Source organism: Hahella sp. CR1 (assembly GCF_029813005.1).
GTDB lineage: Bacteria > Pseudomonadota > Gammaproteobacteria > Pseudomonadales > Oleiphilaceae > Hahella.
This window is the reverse complement of the sequence record NZ_JAPELK010000001.1, coordinates 181,380-199,964: the sequence shown is the minus strand read 5'-3', so window position 1 is coordinate 199,964 and position 18,585 is coordinate 181,380. Positions and strand designations below refer to the sequence as shown.

The following is an 18,585-nucleotide window of genomic DNA, read 5'->3' as shown; positions in this document are numbered from 1 at the left end:
GTTACGAGGCGTCGCTATTTTTAGCTCATAGGTAAGCCGGAATTGCTGATTCGTACCTGCCGTTAAATCAACATACTTGCCCATACGGAGCCACTTTTTCTGAAGCCAGCTCCACATTCCAAGGTAATAGGGTTTCCAGTTCCTCCAGCGTATACGCCTCACCAATCTGATTCGGTACGATGATGTTTGCCTTTACCACCTCTGATATTTGAAGGGAAAGTTGGGAAATAGTAAGCATAAGATCCTTTACTCTTGTCATATTGAATCCCGCCCTCCTTGGCGAGACTCATCGCTTTTAGTCCCGTAATTTTCCCTGTACCTCAACAAAGATCCGCATCCTCCACTCTTAAAATCGCCAGGCCGGGGCTGCCGGCCGTGCTGGTTCGGCTGAGGATGGCTTCGATGTAGTAAGCGTTTTGCGTGAAGTCGAAGCTGGTGGTCCAACAGCCGTCGCTGACGCTGTGGGTCTGGTAGGCCGCGTTGGCGGGACGGGTGTTGCTGTCCAGCGTCAACAGCGTAGTGGTGACGCCGGTGTTGTAGTTGTACTGGCGGAGAGACAGCACGACTCTGGCGTCGCTTCCGTTATCGCGGAAACGGGCGCTGAGGCGCTTGTTGACGCCGCCATTATCGAGATCGGCGATGGCGGTGACGTTGTACCGCAAAGTAACGCTGCTGGATGCCGGCGCAGCGCCATTGATCTGGGCGACGCCGCTGGAGAAGTTAACCTCCGCCGCATCCGCCTCGTCGACAATCCCGGTGGAGCCGACCGCCGTCCACGGCGAAGCCGCCCAGGCCGCGCCCACAAAACCGGTCGCGAATGTGAAAGCGCTGGCTTGCAACAAAGTCGTCAGTTTCTGTGATGGGCGTAGCCACTGAATTAAATGGCTGAGAGATCCGCTGACTCGTTCCATATTTGCTGTCTCCGTTTTTTAGGGGCGGCGTGTCCGGCCGCCGGGCGGGCTCCGGCGCGTGGCGCCGGAACACAGCAAGCTTAGACCTGAGAGGGAGACTGTGCGTGGGAATATGTCGCAGCTGGGGCGTTAAAAAGTACCTCGACAAGTGCGTTACACCTTGGCGTAACGCGCTGACGGATCAACTTTGCGGGTTTATTGTTGCAAGGCCAGAATCATTCCGCCGCCAACCGCCAGGCTGATAAGCATGCCCAGGGCGGGAGCGTAAAACTGCGGTTTTTTATAGTGCTTGTACAGGTTGATAAGAATCAGCGCGACGAAGGCGATCAAGGCCAGTGACAGGGCGGGAATCGCCAACGGCTTGAACATGACGGAGGCGGTGCCGGCGATCACCAGTCCTGCGAGGAAAACCAGCCCCATTTTGGCGTCATGAAAAAAGATCTGCATGAACATGAAACTCGCGCTGGCGAAGAAGATCACGAACAGGACGGTGAACAGATTGAGGTTGGTTAAAACTACTTCGGACATGTGCATTCCACGCGCTGGTTGAGCTGAAGGTCTGGTGCGAGCCCGACGATCATAATCCACCCTGACGAAAATGCAATTCCGGGTAGGGCGTATTCGTAAACAGCCCTAAGTCTAATCCAGAGTGCGCCGGTACCGGCGTAAGCCAATCGCCATCATCACCGCGGTGAAGGCCAGTAATGGCCATAAGTGCTCCCAGGCGAACGTCCATTGATTGCCTTTCAACAATAAGCCACGGATAAAACGCAGGAAATGCGTCAGCGGCAGCGCTTCGCCAATAACTTGGGCCCATTGCGGCATGCCGCGAAACGGAAACATAAAGCCGGACAGCAGGATGGACGGCATGAAAAAGAAGAACGACATCTGCATGGCCTGAGCCTGATTACGTGCAACGCTGGAAATGGTGATGCCAACGGTGAGGTTGGCGAGGATAAACAGCAACACGCCGAGCATCAACAGTAACGCCGAGCCCAGCATTGGCACATGAAACACCCACAGGGCGGCGGCGAGAATAACGAGCACCTGAATGTAGCCGATCAGGATATAGGGCGTGATCTTGCCGACCATGACCTCCAGTGGCTGCACTGGCATAGCCAGCAGATTTTCCATGGTGCCGCGTTCGTGCTCGCGGGTGATGGCCAGGGAGGTCATCATGATCATCGTCATGGTCAGAATCACGCCCATCAGGCCGGGCACGATGTTGTACTGGGTGACGCCCTCAGGGTTATAGCGGCGATGGATATCGATGGAAAACGGCGCGCCTGCGCCCTGCAAGGAGGCCAGTGGGCCGTTGAGGTCGTGCGCCAGCGCGGTGTTGGGAATCTGCTTGATCGCCGCCAGGGCGTTGGAGGTAGCGGCGGGGTCGGTGGCGTCTGCTTCCAGCAGCAGGCTTGGGCGTTCTCCGCGCAACAGGCGACGGGTAAAGTCAGCGGGAATGTTGATAACGAACTGGGCGGCGCCGCGGGCCAGGATCTCATTGGCGGTTTGCTCGGAGTCGGTAATCTCGGTGACATTGAAGTAACGGGTGTTGACGATGGCCTGGATGATGCTGCGGGTATAGGCGCTGCTTTCCGCACTGCGCACCGCCATGGGCAACTCTTTGGGGTCTGAGTTGATGGCGAAACCGAACAGGGCGAGCTGAATCAGGGGAATGCCAATGATCATGGCGAAAGTCAGCCGGTCGCGGCGCAACTGAATAAACTCCTTGGCGACTACCGCCCACAAACGGATGGGAGAAAGGAGCGTCACCATCTCTTTTCCTCCGAGCTGCGCATCAGCTGAATAAACACGTCTTCCAGCCGCGGCTGGGTGCGCTCAGGATTGACGCCTTCCTGTTCTGCGAACGCGCTCAGGTCCTGCTCCAGTTGCTGGGCGTCCGTGCCGGACACAAACAAACGGGTTCCAAATGGCGCCACCTGTTCCACCGCGTCGATACGCTTGAGCTTTTCCGCCACTTGGTGAATGTCGGCGCTTTCAATACGCCAGGTGGCCAGTCCGGAATCGGCGATCAGAGACCGGGGCGACCCTTCGCCCACCAGGTGGCCGTAAGCAATATAAGCGAGGCGGTTGCAGCGCTCGGCTTCGTCCATGTAGTGCGTGGACACCAGCACAGTGACGCCTTCATCCGCCAGGCGATGGATCTCCTCCCAGAAATCCCGCCGGGCTTCCGGATCAACCCCGGACGTAGGCTCGTCCAGCAGCAACAGCTTGGGCTTGTGCAGCATACAGGCGGTCAGCGCCAGCCGTTGTTTCCAGCCGCCGGACAGTTCCCCCGCCAGTTGCGTCTGGCGGCTTTTCATCCCCAGATTATCCAGCGCCTCGTCCACCGCTTTGCGGCGCTCCTGCAAATGGTACATGCGGGCGACGAACTCCAGATTCTCCCGCACGCTGAGGTCTTCATAAAAGCTGAAGCGCTGGGTCATGTAGCCGACCTGGCGCTTGATATGACGGGCTTCCTTGATAATGTCGTATCCGAGACAGCGGCCTTCTCCCTCATCCGGCGTGAGCAATCCGCACAGCAGGCGAATGGTGGTGGTTTTGCCGCTGCCGTTGGGGCCCAGAAAGCCGAAAATATCGCCCTTGTATACACTGAGGCTGACCTTATCCACCGCCACCTTACCGCCGAAGGACTTCGACATGTCCTTGACCTTGATAATCTCCTCGCGGTTATTCATGCGCATTCAGCCCGGGCGGCGCTACGTCCACGGGTTGCCCCGGATGCAGTTGCGGCGATCTGTCTGCGGCGGGCCAGGCTTTCACCAGATACACAAACTTGTCCCGACTCTCTTTGCTGTAGATATAGGGCGGCGTGAATTCCGCGTTGGGGCTGATATAGCGCACGGTGGCCATAAACGGCGCGCCGCAGCCGTCACAATGGACGCTGACCTGATCTCCGGTTTTTATTGCATGCAGCGCCGTTTCCGGGACGAAAAAGCGCACGTTGATCCGCTCCGGCGGCAATAGCTCCACCACGGGCTGTCCGGCGGGCACAAATTCACCCGGGCGATATAGTACCTGCCGCACCAGCGCCTGCGTCGGCGCCGCTTGTTGTTTTTGCTGCAGACTCCAGCGCGCTTCCCGCAGGCTGGCCTGTGCCGCCGCCACTTGTGCCTTGGCCGCCTCCAACTGGTCGGAACGGGCGGCGAGACGGGCGGAATTCAGTTGCGCTTCAATTTCCTGAATCTGGCGGAGATTACGTGTGTGGGCGGTCTCCGCTTCGTCCAGGCTGGAGCGGCTGGCCAGTTTGTTGGCGTATAGATCGCGCGTGCGCAGCAGCTGTTTGGAGGAGAGTTCGGCGGCGGCCTGGGCTTGTTCGTATTGGGCTTCGATCACCGCCAGTTCCTGCGGCCGTTTGCCCTTCTCCAAGTCCGCCAGTTCGGCGCGGGCGCGCTGTAATTGCGCCTCGGCCTGTTGCTCCGCTGCGCGTTGGGGCTCATCGTCAATGCTGAACAGGTGGGCGTCGGCGCTGACTTGATCGCCTTCCTCCACCGCAATCTCCGTGAGCGCGCCAGCGGAGGGCGCTGCGATAAATATCGAGTCGCCTTCGACATACCCCTGCCAGTGTTCGCTCGCGGCGGAGTCGCAGCCTGTCAGCGCCAGCAGGGCCGCCAGCACGGCAAAATGTCTGTAATCCATAGCTCAGCTCCTTGAACCGGAATAGGCGCCGCCTTGAGGGAGAACCGTGACGGCGATCGACTGTGATCAGCATCGCTCGTTGTAACTGTTTGATCAATACAGACTTTTGACTAACCTGGAAAAAATTGACGTAAATACGTCCCGGCTGTATCAGAACATACTCTGCCGATGCGCGACTGTGATAGCCTAGTCGCCGGGCAGGCGCACCCATGCGCCTTTTACCCTTAAGCCTTCAAGGAGTGATTTTTTCGTGTACGAAATTCTCGACGCTATCGCCGACAGTTATAACCCGTTGCTTGGTCTGGTGACGCTGATGCTGTTGGCTTACACCCTGTGGCGTCGTCGCTGGGCGGCGGTAGGCCGATTGGCGCTGACGTTGTTTGGCGGCCTGGCTATCGCCTACACGGTGCGGTGGGTTGATCACACCCTGGATATATGGCCCGCGCTGGGCATGGATTACAGCACGCACTCTGCTGTGGCGTTCGTCATCACTCTCAGCCTGATCGCCGCCGCGCCCCGTTTGCGTATTCCCGCCATGAGCGGGTTGCTGGGATACGCATTGCTGATGCTGTATCAGGAGTACCATAGCGTCGCCGATATCCTTTCCACCGCTCTGGTCATTGCGCCCTTGTGGTGGTGTGTGTTTTTGCTTTCCCGCGCCGTCTCCAGGGAAGTCGCGACGCAGTCGGCATAGCGGGGCTCAGCGCTGTGACAAGGCGCTTGCGAAGACCTATCATACGTCCTTCCATCGTCAACGGAGGGGCGTATGCAAGACGCATCGATCAAGCTCACGGAATTCAGTCACGGCGCTGGCTGCGGCTGTAAGATTTCTCCTGCAATTCTCGACCGTATTCTTCTTTCTCAATTGCCGCCCATCAACGATCCCCGGCTGCTTGTGGGCAATGCGTCGAAAGACGACGCCGCCGCCTATGATCTGGGCGACGGTCGCATTATTCTCAGCACCACGGATTTTTTCATGCCCATCGTCGACGATCCGTTCGACTTTGGACGCATCGCCGCCGCCAACGCCATCAGCGACATCTACGCCATGGGCGGCGAGCCTTTGATGGCGGTGGCCATCCTCGGTTGGCCGGTGAATACCCTGCCAGCGGAGATCGCCCAGCGCGTGGTGGAAGGCGGACGCCACACCTGCCATGAAGCGGGAATCATGTTGGCGGGCGGGCACAGCATCGACGCGCCGGAGCCCATTTTCGGACTGGCGGTCACCGGCTCCACCACACTTGCACACCTCAAACGCAACGACGCCGCTGTCCCCGGCAGTCTGCTCTATCTCACCAAGCCACTGGGCGTCGGCGTGCTGACCACCGCGCAAAAGCAAAAGAAACTTCAGCCGCAACACGACCACTTGGCCCTTGAGCAAATGTGCGCGTTGAACCGGGTCGGCGCGGAGGCGGCGCGCTTGACGGAAGTCTGCGCGATGACCGACGTGACCGGGTTCGGACTGATGGGGCACTTGCTGGAGATGTGCGAAGGTTCCGGACTGAAAGCGCTATTGAATTACGCCGCCATTCCCCGCCTGTCGCCAGTGTTGGACTACATCCAGCAAGGCTGCGTTCCCGGCGGCGCGCGACGTAATTTCGACAGTTACGGCGCGCGTCTGGGAGAGGTGACGGAGGAACAGCGCTTGTTGCTCTGCGATCCCCAGACCAGTGGAGGACTGCTGATCGCTGTCGCCCCTGAAGGCAGAGACGCGCTGGAGCGCATATTGAAGGACGCCGGCATTGCGCCTGCGCTGATAGGAACTTTGCAGCCCTATCGCGACGGGCCGCGCATCGAGGTGGCGTGAATGACCGAATCAGGTGACAGACAGGATACGGACGACTACCTCAATGTGTTCCTGTCCGGCGCGCCGCTGCTCGACACCCGCGCTCCGGTGGAGTTTCACAAAGGCGCTTTTCCCGACGCCGTTAATCTGCCGCTGATGACCGATGACGAGCGGGCGCAGGTGGGAAGCTGTTATAAGCGTCATGGCCAGCAGGCGGCGATAACGTTGGGACACCGGCTGGTGCATGGCGAGGTGAAAGAGGCGCGGGTGCAGGGCTGGCGGGAGTTCGCGCAGCGACATCCGCAGGGATATCTGTATTGTTTTCGCGGTGGTCTGCGTTCCAGTATTTGTCAGCAGTGGCTGGCCGAAAGCGGCGTGGCGTACCCTCGTATTCTGGGTGGATACAAGGCTATGCGACGCTTTCTGATTGAGTCACTGGAAAGGATTTGTCAGGAAGCCCGGTTCGTTCTGCTGGCGGGACATACCGGCGGCGGCAAGACTGACTTGCTTATGCGCCTTCCGGGAGCGGTGGATCTGGAGCGTCTGGCCCATCATCGCGGTAGCGCCTTTGGCCGTCGTGCTGAAGGGCAGCCCTCACAAATCGACTTTGAGAACGCCCTGGCGGTGGCGGTATTGCGCCAGCGTCACGGCTTTGCGGACGCGCCGCTCTTACTGGAGGACGAAAGTCATCTGATTGGTCGCTGCGCATTGCCGCAGTGTCTAAGGCGGGCCATGGCGCAAGCGCCGCTGGTGGTGGTTGAAGTCGCGCTGGAACAACGAGTGGAGCACAGTTTTCGTAACTATATTCTGCATAAATTGCACGAGTGGCGACGCAGCCAGGGCGAGGAGGAAGGCTTTGAGCGTTTCGCCGACGATCTGCGTCAATCGATGTTCAACATCCGCACGCGCTTGGGCGGGCTGCGCTATCAACAACTGAGCGAGATGCTGGAAGCGGCGCTGGCGCGACATCGGCGGGGAGATCCCGCTTTGCACCGGGATTGGATCAGATGTTTATTGGAAGACTATTATGATCCTATGTACGCCTATCAACTAAACAAGCGTGCGGAGCGTATTTGTTTTCGTGGGGATGCGGCGGCGGTGTGCGATTATTTCGCGCACGCGTCGGCAACGATGACGACAGCGAGGGACGAGCGACTTTGACCGACGTGTAGCGGTCGCAATGCCGAAGGGCGGGAGAGAGCGATGGCGGACAGAGAGACAAAACCTCTGGATTGGCGACGTTGGGGCGGCCTCGGGCAGGCGGCCCTGAACGGCGTCTTCGGCGATTATCTGGCGCGACGGGGCAATCCGTTGGCGATTGAGATGGATTTCTATCATCAGCGACGGCCGTTGCCGTTGGATGAGACGCTGGCGTTACGCTCCGGGCTGGTGCTGTCCAACAAAATCGTCGTCTTGCTGCACGGGCTCACCAACCTGGAAAGCATCTGGGATATCAAACCCCGCCAAGCCGAGGCGGTTATGGAGCCCAAGCCGGATAACTATGGCTTGAGGCTGCAACGTGATTTCGGCTACACCCCCCTGTTTCTACGCTACAACAGCGGGCTGCCGGTGAAGGAGAACGGACTGCGTTTTTCCCGGTTGATGACGCGTCTGTTCGCCGTCTATCCGCTGGAAATTGATGAACTCATCCTGATCGGTTTCAGCATGGGCGGACTGGTGATGCGCAGCGCGCAGAAATCGGCGGATTTGTCCGACGCTCCCTGGTTGCCGAAACTCAAGCGCTGTTTCTACATTGGATCTCCGCATGAGGGCTCGCCTTTTGAACAGATGGGCCATCGTTTCAGTGCACTGGTGCGTGAGTTCCCCCGGGATTACATCAGTCAGTGGGCGGATTGGATCGACGGCCGCAGCGAGGGCATCCGCGACCTGCGCGAGGGGCTGGACCCGGCGCCGTCGGCGACGCCGGGACGCGGCTTTTATCCCGGCTCCAGACACTGCTTTATCAGTGGGTCGGTGTCTCCGAAAAACGGCAGTCTCATTAACAAACTGGTCGGCGACAGTCTGGTCACCCAGACCAGCGCCCATCCCCGCGCAGCGCCGGCGGACAGCCGCTTCGCTCATTTCGAGGGCGTGCCGCATATTCCCCTGGCGCACTGCAATCGCGTATACCGCCAGATTCAGCAATGGTGTGAAGAAGACGCGTCCCAAGGAAGCGCGCAGCCGTTGCGACAAACCATTTCACTGACGCCGGTTGCTGCGCCTGAGGCGGCGGTGTGGCGGGACGGTCGGCTGGCGGCGGGCGTGGTGGATTTACTGGCGGATGGATATTTGCAAACGGTGGGGGCGGTGGAATCCATGCACCGGGCCATCGCTCGCGATCCTCATGAGGTGCTGGCCAGAATACCCATTGTACGGCCCGTGGCGAGAGTGGTGGATGAGACCCACAAAGGCGTCGCCGGCGTTGTATACGGTTCGCTGAAATTAGGTGGGAAGCTGGTGCAGGGGGGAACCCGGTTTGTCGCCGGGCGCTGGGCTGGCAAGAGGTCGGATGGACGCCGCCAGGAAGGCGACGATCCGACCGTCGACGAGTAAATCAAATCGGCGCCACGCACTTCACCATATGCGAGGTGACAGTTCCGCCGTAGTACGTTCTGAATTTACGGAACCACTTATGGAATTCCGCTTCCGGCACGTGAAACTCACCGTAGTTGGGATCGAACACGACGATGGTGGCGTCATTGGGAACGAGCTGTCCCTGGCGACCAGATACGGAGCGGAAGAAGCCAATCGTATGCGCGCCGTCGGCGCCGACCACCTTCATCGGAAACCAGAAAGAATAGATGTAACCGGCGTATTGCGGCGTCATCAGCGTGCTTTCCAGCCAGCGCTGGCTGAAGTGAGAGTAGTCTTTGAGAAGCGCGACTTCTTTCAGGCCGCGTATCTGTATCATCAGTTTGTCCGCCATCTTGTAGGAATTGCCGCCTTCTCCCCAGCGATCCCCAAAGGCCTTCTGCAGCACTGGGTTACCTGCGCCGGAACGCACTCCCAACTTCGCCATCCGCTGCTTGGCGCGCGTAATGTCGCCGTTGTCCTGAAACATCAGGCTCAGCCAGTTGATGGTGAAGTTATGGCAGGCGCCCTCCGAAGCGGCCTGAGATCGTCCCGTCAGTCCCGACATGGCCACCGTCTGGTCAAACTCCGCTATCCTTCTGATAATCATGACTACCTCTACTACTCAAAAAAAGACGATGCGCGTGGAGTCAGCCTGACGGCGTCACTCAGTGCGCAAAACTTCGACTTGGGGTTTCTGAGGAAGTTCCTAAGCGAATGAAAAATAAGCGTTAAATAAATTTAATAGTGATCAATTAACTTGGGTGTCTATGGGGGCTTTTAATTGGATAGAACTGCAAGAGCGCTGTCCCGCTTGCCGGCAGGTAACGAAAATTCATGCTCAAACCCACATGTGCTCCGACTTTGATGGGGACGAGTCAGGGCGCTTTTGCGATCGGACCTATCAAGTTGGGCAAAGAATGGCGTGGTGGTCCGCCTCCGACCCCAGGTTTAGCGAATGGAATGCTGGCCGCACTGCTATAGGGGATGACCATCGGGATCTCGAATGCTGTTACAGCACTTGCGCCTCCTGCAGTGCAAGCTTGTATGTCCTGCTGGCTTTTAACGCTTGCACGCCGAGCAAAGTGATTGAGATAGGTCTGGAGGAACAATGGCCGAAGGAGCACTTGAGATAACCCTCTAGGCTTTGACTAGCGCATACTCGTGGATGAGATAAAGTGATGAACGATAAAGATGTTTTTTTAAAAATCGCAGCGGAAATAAGCACTATGAACGCCTGTGATCTGGCGTCCGTCTCCAACAACAAAGCGGTGCTACAGGAGAAGCTGGCGTTGATGAAGTCTGTGATGAGCGAGGAAGGCGTCAGGTTTTGGGATGATTTTCTCTATGAATGCGAGGAGGCGATGGAGGATCTGGAGCTGGAGGAAGACTTTGAGGGCTGGGATCGTCAGCGGTTATCCAGATATATTGCGGCCGCGATTCATGAAAGCGGCGTCTTTAACCTGCTTGGCTTTCCTCAGAACCAGACCGCGTCCTTGTTAAATCTGCAAGACATGGCGGAAACGGAAATAGCGGAAATTTATGAGCACATCGAGAAAGTGCAGTGGCGCATCATGGAGCTGTGCGTGGCGGAGCGTATGACGGCCTGACATCTATGATCAGTCAGGCCGATAGCAAGCGAGTCGCTTAGCTCATCCCACAACACTTTTTGTATTTATTGCCGCTGCCGCACACGCAGGGATCGTTGCGGCCGATTTTGCGATTGATGGGAAGCGGCGGTGGTTCGGGCTCTTCCTGTTGGCGTTGCGCGCCATATTCTTCCAGGTCCAGCAGTTCCTCGATGCTGAGTCTGGGCGTGGATCGCTCTTTGCGGAAGCCCAGGCTGATTTCCGCATCCTCCAGATCTCCGCCGCAGATCAGATCCACGCAGTTGTGCGCATATAACCGGCGGATGCCGTCGATGGCTTGAGTGGCGTTCAGCTCCAGCAGGCGCGCCACCAATATGCCGTTGAGGACTTTGGCGGCTCGGTTTGGAAACTCCATGTATTCGCGGAAAATCTCCACCACCTGATCTTTGTGCGCCGGTTGTGCGACGGCGATAGCCGCCAGCGCCTTGATCGCCAGTGCGGGAATCAACTCGTCTTCTGCGGGTTCCTGCAGCTTCCTCGCCAGCGGCGCGATGGCCACCGGGCCGATCATGGCGAAGGCGCGATGAATTTCCGACAGGGCCCAGTCCTGAATGTAGAGAAAGTCGAAACTGTGCAGCAAAGGCATAACGGCCCGTTCCGCCTGTAACTGCCCCAGCGTACGACAGGCGTGCAACGGAGCCCATGACAGGCTGCTGTTTTCGTCTTCGAGATTAAGGCTCTCGTCCGTCAAAACCTGGATAAGTTCGGGGATGTCATCCTGGTTAAAACCGTACTGCGCCACGTAGTCCGGCCAGTCGAAATCTTTGGGAGGGCCGATATTCAGCAAGGCTTTGATTTTAGGATTATTCGTGATCATAAAATGCGTTGGTTCCAACTTATCCTTCGGTCGGGAATAAAAGGGCGTTGCGCGCAATTGAGTCGCGCCCCGAAAAAGTGCTTAAATGCGCGGCGGAAGGATATCAGGTGAGATCGCGACGCTTAAGTGGAAATTGCAAACTTCAACAACGCGGATGCGGAAGCATGCCCTAATCGATCAGAAAACCGGCGCAGCAGGCTGTTTTGGGCGGCGACGCTGAGTTCCGTACTGGCGCATTTGGGATTTTTGTTATTACCTTCGCTGGAAAAATCACCGGCTCCGCGAGTGCAAACCTCCACAATCAGCGTCCAGCTGAATTTCTCCACAAGTCGTCCGCAGGCCCCTGTAGAGCCCTTGGCTGAGCCGGAAGCTCCCGCGAACGATACGCCGGTGGCGGAATCCGAGCCCGCGCCGCCAGCGACCGCGCCTCCGCCAACCCCTAGACCGCCGCCAACGAAGCCCGCCGAGCCCAGGCAGAGCGTCGCTAAAGCGCCAACGCCCCCCACTGAACCTGAGACGCCGCCGACACCGGACACACAGCAAATGAAGCCTGCCGTGACGACCTTGAGGGTGCAGGACGCTCCAGCCGTAGAACCACCAAAGAAAAGGCTGCTGGATAGCGCCCTGGGATACGCCCGCGACAATGCGACGGCTGATGACGATGAGGCGACGCCAAAACATTTTGACCGTCGTCTGGATCAGGCGCTCACAGACGCCAAAATCTATAACCAGGAGGGGGAATACCCGCCTGACGCCGTGGAGAGTTTTGAGGACAGCGCCGGGCGCCGTTTCGTTAAAGTGCAGGGCGGCGGTTGCTTTGAACTGGTGGCAGGGGAAATGAACCGGCGCAAAGGCGACGTCTGGTACTTTTCCGACGGTTGCGGAGGCTCCGATGACGATAAAATCCAAATCGACTTTAAGAATCTGAATTAGGAAGGGGTGTTACGGCGTGGCCGAATACACGCAGAAAGCGTGATCCCCCGCCTGGGCGGGGGATGCGGCCGCCTTATTTGGCGTCAAACGTCAAATTGAAGGTGACGGGAACGGAAATGCTGATGGAAGGCAACTTGGCGAGATCCTTCAGCTTCATGACGCCGTCTTTCAGAGCGAAATCTGCGGCGTTGATAACCAGCGGCTGCAGCGTGGAAACCACGACCTGCTTGTCGGAGACTCGATTGATCACGACCTCGGCTTTCACTTCTTTCTTCACATCGTGCAGTTCCAGAGAACCGTCAATGCTGGTGATGATGGACGCGCCGGGAGTGACTTTTTTCAGCAGCTCAGGATCGAGTTTTACGCTGTAGGTCGCTTTCGGGAACTGTCCGGTCTGGAAAAGCTCTTTCTTCATCCGCTCATTACGGATGTCGATGCTGGTGGCCACGCTGTTCAGGTCGATTTCCAGTACGGCGTCGCCGGCGTCGCTGATGCTGCCGCTCAACTGACCGAAGTGGTGCACTTCCGCCACGTCGGTGGCCTTGATGGAGACAAAGCTTAACTTAGATTCTTCGTTGTTCAGCTGCCAGCTTGCGAATACAGAGCTGCTGATGCAACACAAACCCGCCAATAACCATTTTGCTTTCACGTTTTCACCTCGCTGTGAATGTATAAATTAATCCCTGGTTTCGGAACGTAACTGGGGATGGGTACTGCAAAAGGCGGTTACTGTACCAGAAAATGACCTGGATTAAATAAAGTAAAAATATAAAGCTTTTGTTAAATTTTACTAATATTCAATGGGTTGCAAGACGGCTTGTTACTTTTTCAGGGCGGATTAGGCAAGATGAAACGACCCTCTGAAGGGGCCAATTAGAGGCGTGGCGCTTTCTTAAGTCGGTCGGGAAAAAGAAGTAGCTCGAAAAAATGTAGGTTGGAAAAGCGAAGCGCCTTCCAACGCTGCTGACTAGCCAGTGATCCGTTCCCAAGTCAGTATTAAGTTGGCGGTTGTGAAAAACGGGGCGTTGGATGGCGCGTTGCTTATCCAACCTACGTTTCTCTAAGACCCTGGTTTGCCAGATCGCATTGAAAGAAGAAAATACTATGGGCACTGGAATGGGTGTTTATCCAAATACTCTTCTAATCCGAACTGATTTTTCCCCTCCAGCACGTCTGCTTTTAACCCGACATAGTAAGACTGGTATGTCACGCTGCAGGGAATGCTTGGGTCTGAATAAACTCCTGCGCCGCCGCCAAAAATTGTAAGCTCAGGGTCGTTTCTGTTTTCTGGCGTATCATCCAGGCTCGTTGTCCATCTGCCTTTAATTTCTACGCGCTGGCCGTCTTCCCCGACGTAGTAATATTTTACGTCTTCTGCGGCTATCCAACCTTCGTTCAGCTTCCCTTGGCTTAGCAAAACGCCTGATGGGGGAATTTCATAAACCCGACTCTCTTTCTCATGCCTGACAGGCTCTCCAGCAGGCGTGTTAAACAGGATATAAAACTTACCCACAAATTTATCAGGCAGTAGATAGATTTCTGGTTCTGGCGGAGCCGCTTTTTCTCCGCAGGCGGCAATAAGCGACATGGCGGTCAGCAAGAGACAGAGAGGTAATTTATTCATTAGCTTTGGGTATCGATACTGGGTGACATGCAGTATTTTGGAGAAGGTGGTCGTCTTCAATGGACTAAAAGCAAGCCGCCGCTTGGCCGTTGTTGGCGTCAAGCGTGAAAGGCTTGCCTGATGAAGTTATTTCATCGGGCACTGGAATGAGTGCTTATGCAAATACTCTTCTAATTCGAACGGATTTTTTCCTTCCAGCGCGTCTGCTTTCAGCCCGACATAGTAATACTGATATGTCACTTCGCAGGGAATACTTGGATCTGAATAAACTCCTGCGCCGCCGCCAAAAATTGTAAGCTCAGGATCGTTTCTATTTTCGGGCGTATCATGCAGGCTCGCTGTCCATCTTCCTTTAATTTCTACGCGCTGGCCGTTTTCCCCGACGTAGTAATATTTTACGTCTTCTGTGGCTATCCAACCTTCGTTTAGCTTCCCTTGAGTTAGCAAGACGCCTGATGGGGGAATTTCATAAATCAGACTCTCTTTCTCATGTCTGACAGGCTCTCCTGCAGGCGTGTTAAACAGGATATAAAACATACCAACAAAATTATCTGGCAGAAGATAGGTTTCTGATTCTGGCGGAGCCGTCTTTTCTCCGCAGGCGGCAATAGGTGACATGGCGGTCAGCAAGAGGCAGATGGGCAATTTATTCATTGGCTTTGGGTATCGAGTCAGGGTGACGTGCAGTATTTCGGAGAAAGCCGTCGCCTTCAATGGACTAAAAGGCATAACGCATACGTAGGCGAAGAAGGGGCGAGGATAAAAGACTGAGAAAAGAAGTGGTTGGCCTGCGAGGAAAACAAACCGACGCTTGAGCCATTGCTGGCGCCAAGCGTCGGATGGAATGAATGGCTTGTCTGAAGAGGTTACTTCATTTCAGCCACAGTGGCAGTGGTCAGGGTCAGTGTGGTCGCATCTTTGTCGGATGCGTTGAAGCGGAAGGTGACTTGGCTTTCTTCCGTCAGGGTCAGGCTGAGGTTATCGCCGCCGGCGGTAAGTGCGGCGGTTTCCCCCGGCGTCAGCGTCAGGCCACCGCCGAAGTTGATGGCGGCCCAGTCCGCATCGGCGATTTTCAGGCCGTAGCTTCCCGCCGCCAGGGTCAAAGTAGCGACATAGTCGCCATTGCTGCTGAAGGTCAGGGGCGTATCAGTGCCCCAGCCGTTCATGTCGCCGCGCAGATACAGGGTGGTCGGGCCGTACGGTGGAATCGCAGAGGGGTCTTTGTTGTCGTAATTCACCGGCAGGCCGGCGCCTTGCGACGCGCCCTGGGGTTTGACGAAGACCGCGCTGGTGAGGGCTGGGACGGTGAAGCTGTCGCCGCTGCTTGTTGCGCTCGCCGCCACAGGATCGGCGCCGGACGCCTGCGCGTCGATCAGTTGGAAACCGCTGGCGCCGGGGACGGCGATGGTTTGCTGCGCGCCGCTGGCGTTGATGATGACCACGATGGCGTCATGGTTGGGGTCCAGGTCGGTCAGGCCGGCTCCATCGTCGATGGACATGGCGATCAGACCGGGAATCTGGCTTGCACCCACATTATGGAAGTCTACTCGCGCTTTGATATCGGCGGCGTTCTCCAGACGGAACAGTTTGCTGCCGCTACGGACGCGCAGGAAGTCGCGGAATACGGCGGCGGCGTCAGTGATCTGCGCGGTGGACGCCTGCGCATTGATGTTGGCGATCACATTCTGGATCAGCGGCCAGTTGGCGCCGTCTTTGTCTTCTCTGGGTAGACCGACGTTCCAGTTATTGTCGGTGTAGCTGAAGTCCACTTTATTGAACCAGTCGCCGGAGTCGTAACTGTCGCGCTGCATGGATTTGGAGCGAAGAATGTCCGATCCCATGTGCAGGAACGGCACGCCCTGACTGAGCAATGGAATGCTGAGCGCGAGCATTTGCATGCGTACGCGATCCTGGGCGCTGACGTCCGAAGCGGCCTTGTATTGGTTGTTATCCCACAGGGTCTGGTTGTCATGCTTGGAGACATAGTTGATGGTGTCGGCGGGATCTTTCGCATAGGCGGTGGGCTGCCCGTTGTAATCCAGGTTGGAGCCGACATTGGTGGCGCCGGAAGCATCTACCAATACGAAGTCGGTGAGGTTGCCGGCCATGCCGACGCGGATATTATCGCTCAGGTGCAACAAGGAAGATTTCTCCGCCTCAGAACCACTGTTGAGCTCGTTGGGCAGGTTATACAGTCCGTTAGCGAAGCCCTGGTTGGCGCGCAGGCTGTCGGCGGAATCGAAGGGGCCGCCGCCGCGAACCGCATCCCGCAGGCGGTCGGTGAAGGTGCCGATCTGGCTGCCGCCGAGATTGAGCTGCGTTGCCTGGACGAAACGGGCGTCGTTCTGCACTTCGCCGAAGTTCCAGCCTTCCCCATAAAAGTAGACGTTGCTGCGCACGGCGCGCACTTTGGCGAGGGCGGACTCGATGCCGGCCTTGGGATGGTGACCCATCAGGTCGAAGCGGAAAGAGTCAATGTGATAGTCACGAGCCCACACCACCAGAGAGTCTTCCATCAGCTTCTGGAACATGGCGGCTTCGGTGGCGGTATTGGAGCAGCAGGTGGAGTTCTCCACCGCGCCGGATTCAGGATTCAGGCGCTGATAATAACCGGGAACGATTTTATCCAGCACTGATTTTTCCGCCGCGCCGGCGGCGTTGGTGTGGTTGTACACCACATCCATCACCACATTCAGTCCCATGTCATGCAGCGCTTTCACCATGCGACGGAACTCCAGAATGCGCGACGTTCCTTCCGGATCGTTGGCGTAGCCGCCTTCCGGCGCGGTGTAATGATATGGATCGTAGCCCCAGTTGAAACTGTCCAGCGCCCGCAGATCGTTCATCAAGGCCTGGGCGCAACCGGTGGCGGGATCACAGGCTTCCAGTACGCTGCGCAGCGTGGCGGAGTCCGCTACGGCTCCGTCGCCGCACAGAGCGGCCGCACTGTTGAGGGCGCAGAACTCCGCTTTGGTGCTGTCCAGATCGGCGCGGGAGCCGCTGCGCTCATCAACGGTGGCGATGTCGAAGACCGGCAACAGGTGGACATGGGTCAAGCCGGCGTCTTTCAGCGCCTGCAAGTGCGTCATGCTTTCACGGCCAGGCTCGGTGTAGGCCAGGAACTTGCCATTGTAGGCGGCTGTGCCGTTCTTATCCGCACCGCTGAAATCGCGTAAATGGGTTTCGTAAATGATGATGTCCTCCGGCGCTGACACGGCGTAAGCGGAGGTGTCGGCGTCTGCGCTCCAGCCGCCCGGTTGCAGGGCGACGTCGCTCAAATCCGCCACCTGACTGTATTCGCTGTTGGTGGAGAGACTGAGGGAGTAGGGATCGGTAACATCTAAGGTTTCCACGGCGCCGGTCTGGTAGTGGTAGACCTTTACTTCATAGCGGTAGTAGCGGCCGTTGTCGTTCTGATCGCTGGCGAAGGTCCAGACGCCGCTGCTTGGGTCTGCGGCCATGGCGTCGGCGGAAAGCAGATTCTTATCCGCGTCGTAGCGTTTTACTTTGACGCTTTGCGCGGTGGGCGCCCAGAGTTTATAGGTGGTGTTTCCGGCGGTGACCGCGCCCAGTTGCGCATCCGCAGCGGCGTCCGCATACAGCGCGTCCAACGCGCCGCGGGTCTGCACTTGCGTGGCGCCGCGTAATTCGCCGCCAGCGCTGAATTGCGCCACGATCAGTTGTTCTTTCAGCAACGCTTTGGCGTCGGCGGAGTCGGGCAAAGTCCAGGCGCTGTAGGAGGCCAGATGCGGAAAGCGGGCTTTGACCTGATCGCTCAGGCTGGCGGAGGTCAGTTCTATCGCATCGCCGCCGCTCAGCTCGCCAGTGGTGGCGTTCACGGTGATCGCGGCGCTGGCGGAGTGATACAGACGCACGCTGCCGGAGCCGTTATAGGCGATGAGGTTGGCGTCCAGCCAATGGGCTTTCGCGCCTTCCAATGCGACGGGAGGACTCTCCAGCGGGTCAGGGTAGAGCACGGCCACGCCGCTGAAAGAAAAGGCGTCGTCGCCCAGCGTCGCTTTGCTGTAGGTGTGGTCTTGGCCGCCAAGATCCTTGTCGTCGCCGTTGTGCATGATCAGATTGAATGAGGACCAGGCGGCGCTGTCGAAATCCACCACATAATAGGCGCCGTATTTAGTGCTCACGCCCGTGGCGGGCAAGGGCTTGGACCAGCTGGTTTCGCCGCCGCTGATATAGTCGCCGGGGCTAAAAGCGGCGCCGGAGGCGTTCCACAGGTGGAGTCCCCAGCCTTCGTAGTTATTGTCATCGCGTTTGTAGTAAATAACGGCCTGGGAGGCGGTGGGAGTGTAGAGGCCGTCGTCGCCGTTCGAGGAGCCGTCGCCCTTGTCGCCGCCCCCGTTGGAGCAACCGAACAGGGCCAGAAGTGTTAACGCCAGCAAAGCGCTGACGCCTTGCCTGCAGTTCCATGTAAAACAACGTTTCATAGAGGTACGCCTTTCCGATTATATTTGTTGTTGCTTTGAGTGCGTGTGGTGGAGCTATGCTATAGGCAATACGCGACACCCACCAAGCCGCCGTCCAAGCCGTGCTGGCGTCATATTGTATTTGTTAATCAATGGGTTACGTGGTTTCTACGGAAGGCGTTTAAATCCAGACAGTAAAATTCCCCCCTA

The 18,585-nt window shown here is 57.4% G+C and carries 19 protein-coding genes; 6 read left to right on the top strand and 13 right to left on the bottom strand.

Annotated features, from left to right (window positions below; translation table 11 throughout):
* Positions 1-67 precede the first annotated feature (67 nt).
* From ONV78_RS00905 to ONV78_RS00880, 6 genes are all read right to left on the bottom strand, one after another.
* Complete coding sequence (locus tag ONV78_RS00905; protein WP_279500328.1) at positions 68-259, bottom strand: hypothetical protein; 192 nt, start codon at positions 257-259, stop codon at positions 68-70.
* A 61-nt stretch (positions 260-320) separates the two neighbouring features.
* Positions 321-911 (bottom strand): hypothetical protein, encoded by a 591-nt coding sequence (locus tag ONV78_RS00900; protein ID WP_216735428.1) that lies wholly within the window; start codon positions 909-911, stop codon positions 321-323.
* Between the two features lie 195 nt (positions 912-1,106).
* A complete protein-coding gene (locus ONV78_RS00895) occupies positions 1,107-1,439 on the bottom strand; it encodes a hypothetical protein (protein ID WP_216735429.1) in 333 nt (110 codons plus the stop codon).
* A gap of 111 nt (positions 1,440-1,550) precedes the next feature.
* Positions 1,551-2,687 carry an ABC transporter permease gene (locus tag ONV78_RS00890; protein ID WP_279500325.1) on the bottom strand — a complete coding sequence of 379 codons (1,137 nt, stop codon included), beginning with the start codon at positions 2,685-2,687 and terminating at the stop codon, positions 1,551-1,553.
* Positions 2,681-3,610 carry an ABC transporter ATP-binding protein gene (locus tag ONV78_RS00885; RefSeq protein WP_279500323.1) on the bottom strand — a complete coding sequence of 310 codons (930 nt, stop codon included), beginning with the start codon at positions 3,608-3,610 and terminating at the stop codon, positions 2,681-2,683. The genes ONV78_RS00890 and ONV78_RS00885 overlap by 7 nt, the downstream gene beginning before the upstream one ends.
* On the bottom strand, positions 3,603-4,571 hold the full coding sequence (locus ONV78_RS00880) for an HlyD family efflux transporter periplasmic adaptor subunit (protein WP_279500322.1): 969 nt from the start codon (positions 4,569-4,571) through the stop codon (positions 3,603-3,605). The genes ONV78_RS00885 and ONV78_RS00880 overlap by 8 nt, the downstream gene beginning before the upstream one ends.
* Before the next feature lie 250 nt (positions 4,572-4,821).
* On the opposite strand from ONV78_RS00880, the gene ONV78_RS00875 reads away from it, so the two are divergent.
* The 4 genes from ONV78_RS00875 (at position 4,822) to ONV78_RS00860 (ending at position 8,910) form a co-directional block, all read left to right on the top strand.
* Positions 4,822-5,265 (top strand): hypothetical protein, encoded by a 444-nt coding sequence (locus tag ONV78_RS00875; RefSeq protein ID WP_279500321.1) that lies wholly within the window; start codon positions 4,822-4,824, stop codon positions 5,263-5,265.
* A 72-nt stretch (positions 5,266-5,337) separates the two neighbouring features.
* Complete coding sequence (gene selD, locus ONV78_RS00870) at positions 5,338-6,378, top strand: selenide, water dikinase SelD (RefSeq protein WP_279500319.1); 1,041 nt, start codon at positions 5,338-5,340, stop codon at positions 6,376-6,378.
* A complete protein-coding gene (gene mnmH / locus ONV78_RS00865) occupies positions 6,379-7,518 on the top strand; it encodes a tRNA 2-selenouridine(34) synthase MnmH (RefSeq protein WP_279500317.1) in 1,140 nt (379 codons plus the stop codon).
* Positions 7,519-7,560: 42 nt separating this feature from the next.
* Positions 7,561-8,910, top strand: a complete 1,350-nt coding sequence (locus tag ONV78_RS00860; protein ID WP_279500315.1) for a hypothetical protein — start codon at positions 7,561-7,563, stop codon at positions 8,908-8,910.
* Position 8,911: 1 nt separating this feature from the next.
* Here the strand turns inward: ONV78_RS00860 and ONV78_RS00855 are convergent, their stop codons facing one another.
* Positions 8,912-9,538, bottom strand: a complete 627-nt coding sequence (locus ONV78_RS00855) for a YopT-type cysteine protease domain-containing protein (RefSeq protein ID WP_279500314.1) — start codon at positions 9,536-9,538, stop codon at positions 8,912-8,914.
* Positions 9,539-10,109: 571 nt separating this feature from the next.
* Here ONV78_RS00855 and ONV78_RS00850 point away from each other — a divergent pair.
* On the top strand, positions 10,110-10,538 hold the full coding sequence (locus ONV78_RS00850; protein WP_279500313.1) for a hypothetical protein: 429 nt from the start codon (positions 10,110-10,112) through the stop codon (positions 10,536-10,538).
* A gap of 37 nt (positions 10,539-10,575) precedes the next feature.
* Here ONV78_RS00850 and ONV78_RS00845 read toward each other — a convergent pair whose 3' ends face one another.
* Together ONV78_RS00845 and ONV78_RS00840 are read right to left on the bottom strand one after the other, a co-directional pair.
* Positions 10,576-11,394 carry a DUF1186 domain-containing protein gene (locus ONV78_RS00845; RefSeq protein ID WP_279500312.1) on the bottom strand — a complete coding sequence of 273 codons (819 nt, stop codon included), beginning with the start codon at positions 11,392-11,394 and terminating at the stop codon, positions 10,576-10,578.
* Between the two features lie 122 nt (positions 11,395-11,516).
* Positions 11,517-11,930: a hypothetical protein gene (locus ONV78_RS00840; protein ID WP_279500310.1), complete on the bottom strand. Its 414-nt coding sequence runs from the start codon at positions 11,928-11,930 to the stop codon at positions 11,517-11,519.
* Positions 11,931-11,937: 7 nt separating this feature from the next.
* On the opposite strand from ONV78_RS00840, the gene ONV78_RS00835 reads away from it, so the two are divergent.
* Positions 11,938-12,327 (top strand): hypothetical protein, encoded by a 390-nt coding sequence (locus tag ONV78_RS00835; protein ID WP_279500308.1) that lies wholly within the window; start codon positions 11,938-11,940, stop codon positions 12,325-12,327.
* Positions 12,328-12,400: 73 nt separating this feature from the next.
* On the opposite strand, the gene ONV78_RS00830 is transcribed toward ONV78_RS00835, so the two are convergent.
* From ONV78_RS00830 to pulA, 4 genes are all read right to left on the bottom strand, one after another.
* Positions 12,401-12,976 (bottom strand): YceI family protein, encoded by a 576-nt coding sequence (locus ONV78_RS00830; protein ID WP_216735443.1) that lies wholly within the window; start codon positions 12,974-12,976, stop codon positions 12,401-12,403.
* Between the two features lie 453 nt (positions 12,977-13,429).
* Positions 13,430-14,053, bottom strand: a complete 624-nt coding sequence (locus tag ONV78_RS00825) for a hypothetical protein (protein ID WP_279500304.1) — start codon at positions 14,051-14,053, stop codon at positions 13,430-13,432.
* Positions 14,054-14,077: 24 nt separating this feature from the next.
* The gene (locus ONV78_RS00820) at positions 14,078-14,680 is read right to left on the bottom strand and encodes a hypothetical protein (RefSeq protein ID WP_279500302.1); all 603 of its coding nucleotides are present in this window, start codon (positions 14,678-14,680) and stop codon (positions 14,078-14,080) included.
* A 137-nt stretch (positions 14,681-14,817) separates the two neighbouring features.
* Positions 14,818-18,396: a pullulanase-type alpha-1,6-glucosidase gene (pulA, locus tag ONV78_RS00815; RefSeq protein ID WP_279500300.1), complete on the bottom strand. Its 3,579-nt coding sequence runs from the start codon at positions 18,394-18,396 to the stop codon at positions 14,818-14,820.
* Positions 18,397-18,585 lie beyond the last annotated feature (189 nt).

What these genes read in the sequence shown, in the direction of transcription:
- ONV78_RS00890 (WP_279500325.1), bottom strand. Translation starts at nt 2,687, where the DNA reads ATGGTGACGCTCCTTTCTCCCATCCGTTTGTGGGCGGTAGTCGCCAAG.
- ONV78_RS00895 (WP_216735429.1), bottom strand. Translation starts at nt 1,439, where the DNA reads ATGTCCGAAGTAGTTTTAACCAACCTCAATCTGTTCACCGTCCTGTTC.
- pulA (WP_279500300.1), bottom strand. Translation starts at nt 18,396, where the DNA reads ATGAAACGTTGTTTTACATGGAACTGCAGGCAAGGCGTCAGCGCTTTG.
- selD (WP_279500319.1), top strand. Translation starts at nt 5,338, where the DNA reads ATGCAAGACGCATCGATCAAGCTCACGGAATTCAGTCACGGCGCTGGC.
- ONV78_RS00885 (WP_279500323.1), bottom strand. Translation starts at nt 3,610, where the DNA reads ATGAATAACCGCGAGGAGATTATCAAGGTCAAGGACATGTCGAAGTCC.
- mnmH (WP_279500317.1), top strand. Translation starts at nt 6,379, where the DNA reads ATGACCGAATCAGGTGACAGACAGGATACGGACGACTACCTCAATGTG.
- ONV78_RS00855 (WP_279500314.1), bottom strand. Translation starts at nt 9,538, where the DNA reads ATGATTATCAGAAGGATAGCGGAGTTTGACCAGACGGTGGCCATGTCG.
- ONV78_RS00835 (WP_279500308.1), top strand. Translation starts at nt 11,938, where the DNA reads ATGAAGCCTGCCGTGACGACCTTGAGGGTGCAGGACGCTCCAGCCGTA.
- ONV78_RS00905 (WP_279500328.1), bottom strand. Translation starts at nt 259, where the DNA reads ATGACAAGAGTAAAGGATCTTATGCTTACTATTTCCCAACTTTCCCTT.
- ONV78_RS00845 (WP_279500312.1), bottom strand. Translation starts at nt 11,394, where the DNA reads ATGATCACGAATAATCCTAAAATCAAAGCCTTGCTGAATATCGGCCCT.
- ONV78_RS00860 (WP_279500315.1), top strand. Translation starts at nt 7,561, where the DNA reads ATGGCGGACAGAGAGACAAAACCTCTGGATTGGCGACGTTGGGGCGGC.
- ONV78_RS00820 (WP_279500302.1), bottom strand. Translation starts at nt 14,680, where the DNA reads ATGCCTTTTAGTCCATTGAAGGCGACGGCTTTCTCCGAAATACTGCAC.
- ONV78_RS00900 (WP_216735428.1), bottom strand. Translation starts at nt 911, where the DNA reads ATGGAACGAGTCAGCGGATCTCTCAGCCATTTAATTCAGTGGCTACGC.
- ONV78_RS00850 (WP_279500313.1), top strand. Translation starts at nt 10,110, where the DNA reads ATGAACGATAAAGATGTTTTTTTAAAAATCGCAGCGGAAATAAGCACT.
- ONV78_RS00880 (WP_279500322.1), bottom strand. Translation starts at nt 4,571, where the DNA reads ATGGATTACAGACATTTTGCCGTGCTGGCGGCCCTGCTGGCGCTGACA.